The organism is Priestia sp. P5_B4 (assembly GCF_056400385.1).
The window spans coordinates 1-5,094 of the sequence record NZ_JBFULJ010000238.1 but is presented as its reverse complement, the minus strand read 5'-3'; the positions used below and the strand labels follow the sequence as shown (position 1 = coordinate 5,094).

Annotated in this window: 5 protein-coding genes; 2 read left to right on the top strand and 3 right to left on the bottom strand. The window is 41.0% G+C overall.

Annotation, left to right across the window (positions count from 1 at the left end):
- Window positions 1-781 (bottom strand): MsnO8 family LLM class oxidoreductase (locus AC1DRF_RS16340; RefSeq protein ID WP_477741161.1); only part of this gene is annotated, 781 nt, incomplete at its 3' end.
- A gap of 130 nt (window positions 782-911) precedes the next feature.
- Complete coding sequence (locus AC1DRF_RS16335) at window positions 912-2,129, bottom strand: MFS transporter (RefSeq protein WP_230183899.1); 1,218 nt, start codon at window positions 2,127-2,129, stop codon at window positions 912-914.
- 140 nt (window positions 2,130-2,269) lie between these two features.
- Between AC1DRF_RS16335 and AC1DRF_RS16330 the strand changes: the two genes are divergently transcribed.
- Both AC1DRF_RS16330 and AC1DRF_RS16325 read left to right on the top strand, forming a co-directional pair.
- Window positions 2,270-2,551: an acylphosphatase gene (locus AC1DRF_RS16330; RefSeq protein WP_028408645.1), complete on the top strand. Its 282-nt coding sequence runs from the start codon at window positions 2,270-2,272 to the stop codon at window positions 2,549-2,551.
- 83 nt (window positions 2,552-2,634) lie between these two features.
- Window positions 2,635-3,411 (top strand): 3-hydroxybutyrate dehydrogenase, encoded by a 777-nt coding sequence (locus tag AC1DRF_RS16325; RefSeq protein WP_427076183.1) that lies wholly within the window; start codon window positions 2,635-2,637, stop codon window positions 3,409-3,411.
- A 38-nt stretch (window positions 3,412-3,449) separates the two neighbouring features.
- Here AC1DRF_RS16325 and AC1DRF_RS16320 read toward each other — a convergent pair.
- Window positions 3,450-5,094, bottom strand: a 1,645-nt coding sequence (locus AC1DRF_RS16320) for a S8 family serine peptidase (protein ID WP_477741160.1), incomplete at its 5' end; no start/stop codon positions are given.

The following is a 5,094-nucleotide window of genomic DNA, read 5'->3' as shown; positions in this document are numbered from 1 at the left end:
CTATCGATGAAACCGTTGTATCTCCGCCTTTAGCTACTTTCAACAGCCAATCATCTAACGTTTTAGCGTGTTCCTCAGCTTCTTCTGTTGTTTCTGCACATACTACAAATACGCATACGTTGGTTTTAGGCGTTGATTGATACGAAGAAGCGATAAATTCTTGTTTATAATGACGAATGGCTTCTTGTCCTCCAACTGAATAAATAAAGTGTCCAAACGTAAAAGAGATGCCCAGTTCAGCAGCTGATCTCGCTCCTCTTTTATTAATACCAAGATGCCACAGTTCTGGCTTTGTTTCGCTCAGCGGATAAGCCGTCACGCCGTAATACGGATGATCAGACGGTAAATTATGCTCAAGATGTCCTTTTAACGCTTGAATTTGCCGCGGGAATTCATTGAGGCTTTTACGGACTCCATCTGTCAGCGCAAGCCGAGTCAGCGCATCTCCTCCCGGTGACCGTCCCAGACCTAAGTCAATTCGATTAGGAAACAGATTTTCAAGCAGCTGAGCATCTTCTGCTACTTTATACGGACTGTATTGAGGAAGAAGGACTCCTCCAGATCCAATTCGGATTCGGCTCGTTTGAGAAGCTAAGTGCGTCATTAATAGTGTCGGAGATGAACCCGCAAGACCATTCGTATTATGATGTTCCGCTACCCAAAAGCGATGGTAGCCCCACTCTTCCGTTAATTTAGCCAGCTCTACCGTGCGTTTCAACGCTTCCTTTGGTGTTGATCCGCTTGAAACAGGAGACTGATCCAATACGCTTAGCTTAATCATAGGTGATTCTTCCTTTCGATTTTCAATTTCTATTGTCTCTATTTTAGGAGAAAAATATGAATTCGTCTTGAAATTTGCTTCACGCTCATAGAAAAAGCAAACGCTAAGGTGCGTTTGCTTTTTCTTTTTCTTATTTTGCTTCGTGCATTTCTTTCACACGCTTATCGCTCGGTAACAGCCATGTTAACAGTCCTAGAATTGGAAGATAGCTGCAAAACAGCATAATAAACTGAAGGCTGAAGACGTCGGCTAATTTACCGAATACAACAGCTCCTAAAGCTCCCATTCCAAAAGCAAGACCTACAATTAAGCCGGAAACCAAGCCAATTTTTCCTGGCATCAGCTCCTGAGCATAGACGACCGTGACGCTGAAACTTGACTGAAGAATAAAGCCGATTAGTACTAAAAGAGGTCCTGCCACTCCTAGAGAAACATGAGGCAGTAATAAAGTAAACGGTACTGAACCTAACATAGAAAACAATAAAATATTTCGTTTTCCGAAACGATCGGCAAGCGGACCTCCAAAGAATGTTCCAAACACCCCTGCAATCATAAATAAAAAAACGTAAAGCTGAGCGCTTTTGATAGGCAAATTAAATTTTTCAATGATATAAAACTGAAAGAAATTAAGGATGCCTGCTCCGTACCATGAACGTGCAAAAACTAGAAAAATTAAAAGTCCAACTGCAAAAATAATTTGCTTGTTCATCGTAAATGAAGCATCTGACTGCTTTTTCTTTAAGCGTTGACGAGTAGCTAACTCCGATTTATACCATTTAGAGACGCTATACAAAACCACTACGCCGATACCTGCAATTAACGTAAACCAAATCGTTCCAAACTGACCAAGTCCGATAAAGATAAATGCCGTAAATAGCGGAGCCATCGACTGTCCTGTATTTCCACCAACTTGATAAATAGACTGCGCCAGCCCCCGTTTTCCCCCTGCTGCCATATACGCTACGCGAGAACCTTCGGGGTGAAAAATAGCTGAGCCAAATCCTACAAATAAGACAGATATAATCACAAAATAAAAATTTGGCGCTAAAGCGAGCCCAACCATACCAATCATGCTTAAACACATTGCAATTGGCAATAAAAATGGCGAGGGACGCTTATCGGCAAATACGCCGAACACCGGCTGCATAATCGATGACGTCATGTTTAAAGCAAAGGCAATCCAGCCGATTTGCGTGTAGTTTAAATTCATCGATTTTTCAAGGACAGGAAAAAGTGCCGGTATAACGGACTGCATACAATCATTTAGGAAATGGCCTAAACTAATAGCAAATAAAATACGATAAATCGTCGCCGGCTGCGCTTGCTGCGTTCGTGCTGCTGCTTGCATTCATAACCCTTCTTTCTTATTTAATCTACATCAAAACTGTTAAAGTCTTACAATGTCTTTTTCTATTATACAGTGAAAAGTAAGATTGTAGTTGTTTTCTTTTTTATAAAAAAGGGAAAATTGCCTGTGAGGTGAAAACAGTGAAAAAACATGTGCATATGATTGTGGACGGACGCGTTCAAGGAGTTGGGTTCCGTCACTACACGCAGCTAAAAGCAATGGAATGCTCCATTAACGGATGGGTACGAAATCGAGACGATCAAAAAGTCGAAATTGATGCTGAAGGTGAAGAAAGCAACATCCAAAAATTTATTGAAGAAATAAAAAAAGGTCCCTCACCGTTCGCTTCTGTTAGCAATGTGGAAGTAAAGATAGTAAACACCCCTTCCCACACCCATTCTTTTCGCGTGAAGTATAGTTAAAAAACTCGCTAAATTAAGATAATTTTTGATAAAATGGAAAAGTAAGCGATTTTATATTTTCTACATATAAGGGGGAAAAAACGATGGTTGAAAACAAAATTGTGTTAATTACAGGTGCAGCTCAAGGTATTGGTTATCAAATTGGTGAGCGCTTTGCTGAAGACGGAGCGACTGTTGTCTTAACTGACTTAAATGAAGATGGCGTTAAGAAAGCAGCAGATAAATTAAAGACAAAAGGCTACGAAGCATTAGGCATTAAAGCAGATGTGACAAAGGAAAGTGATATTGAACAAATGATTGCTCAAACGGTTGAAACATATGGCCGCCTTGATGTATTAATTAACAATGCTGGCATGCAATTTGTTTCCCCTCTCGAAGAATTTCCTACTGAAAAATTTGAACTTTTAACGAAAATTATGCTTGTTGCACCTTTTGTTGCGACTAAGCATGCGTTTCCTATTATGAAAAAGCAAAAATTCGGCCGCATTTTGAACATGTCTTCCATTAACGGTTTGATTGGTTTCTCAGGAAAAGCAGCGTACAACAGCGCTAAGCACGGCGTAATTGGCTTAACGAAAGTGGCTGCTCTTGAAGGTGCAGAGCACGGCATTACGGTAAATGCGATTTGCCCTGGTTATGTTGATACGCCGCTTGTTCAAAATCAATTAAAAGATTTGGCACGTACGCGAAATGTAGCGCTTGAAAAAGTACTAGAAGAAGTCATTTATCCTCTTGTTCCTCAAAAGCGCTTGCTTGCTGTCGATGAAATTGCRGATTATGCCATGTTTTTAGCAAGTGATTCAGCAAAAGGCGTAACCGGCCAAGCTGCTGTAATCGATGGTGGATATACGGCTCAATAAAAAAAGAGYGTCAGTTAGACTGGCACTCTTTTTTTTATTTATTTAATTTCGAATTCTCCTAAAGAACCGGTCGTCTGACCTGCTTTTACTGCTTCTGCGTATAAATAATACGTTCCCGCTGGAAGAGCTTCACCATTAATCTTTCCGTCCCACGTTGCGCTAGAGAATCCTTTTCCTACATTCGTATACGAACTTAACAATTCCCCTTTTTCTAACGTTGCATCGTAAATGTAATAGCTAAGCTTCTCTGCTCCGCCTGGTAAATAACTGCCGTATTCAAATGATCCATTTCCAAGTACATCTACATAAGCAGAAGTAACGCGAGGATAATCCGGCTCTTTTACAAATAAGATGGTTGGAACATCGTACGTTTCTTTATTGTTACTTACGGTAATTGTCCCTTCGTAATAGCCAGGAGATAATTTCCCTGCATCTACTTTTACATTCAGGTTTACTTTTTGCGTTTTTCCTGCATTAACAACTAAATCGTTTGTTGATTTAACGTCAATTGCCTGATGGCTTTTCTTAAATTTTACTTTGACCGAGTATTTTTGACTGTGATTTGATAGATTTTTAATCTTAAAGCTTTGTTTTTCTACTTGTTTCCCTTTATCTTTATAAAAGACACCGTACGAGTGACTTCCTGGTGTAATAAGCGTTTTTGCTTTAATTGCATCTACTACGCGCATGCTTCCTGCACCTTGCGTATTATGAGGATAAACCAGCCCGTTGCGGTCACGAAGCAGTTCCGTTGTATTCATTAAAGATGCTTTTACATCTTCTACTTTATAATTTGGATGCGCCTGTAAAATTAACGCTGCTGCTCCTGCTACGTGGGGTGCTGCCATACTTGTTCCTTGCTTTGATCCATATCCATGAGGGTTGCTTGGATCATTGGTTGGCACTGTGCTGATGATATCGACTCCAGGTGCCGAAATGTCCGGCTTAATCATCCATGTATCAACAACCGGTCCGCGAGATGAAAAGTCAGCCATTGTTTCATCAACTGTCTGATCAAATGTTGCAGCAAAAGAACCCGTAACGGATCCTTTTGCTAAAGAAGCTGCCAAAGCTTGTCCATCGGCTTTTGATAGGCGAATACYTGGCAGAGATGTGCCTGGAATATCAGGGATTGTCCCTTCTACGTTGTTGTAAATCACCGTTGCCACAGCACCGGCTTTTTTCGCATTGTCAACTTTGTCTACAAACGCAATGTCGCCGCGAGAAATAACCGCTACTTTTCCTTTTACATCCTTTTCTTCAAAGTCTTCTGGTTTTCCGAGTCCGACAGGTACAAATTCATACTTTTTACCACTTGCATCTAGTAATGCCTTGTCATTTGGAAAGCCCATTACTTCAGCTGAAGCATAGCATGCGTTATCTACAGTTAATGTCGTTTTATACAAATTGTAAGGAAGCTGAGTTGCACCAACTGAAATAGCTTCACGAGATGTTCCCGGAGACCCTACTGTCCAGTTAGCTGGTCCACTGTTTCCATTTGACGTAACGGCAACTACTCCTTCTTCCATTGCCCAATCTAATGCAATACTCGTTGCCAAGTCTGGATTATTAATCGTATCTCCAAGCGACAGGTTCATTACATCCGCTCCGTCTTCTACCGCACGGTCAATACCGGCAATCACGTCTTCTGTTGTACCTGTTCCTCCTGGCCCTAGTACACGA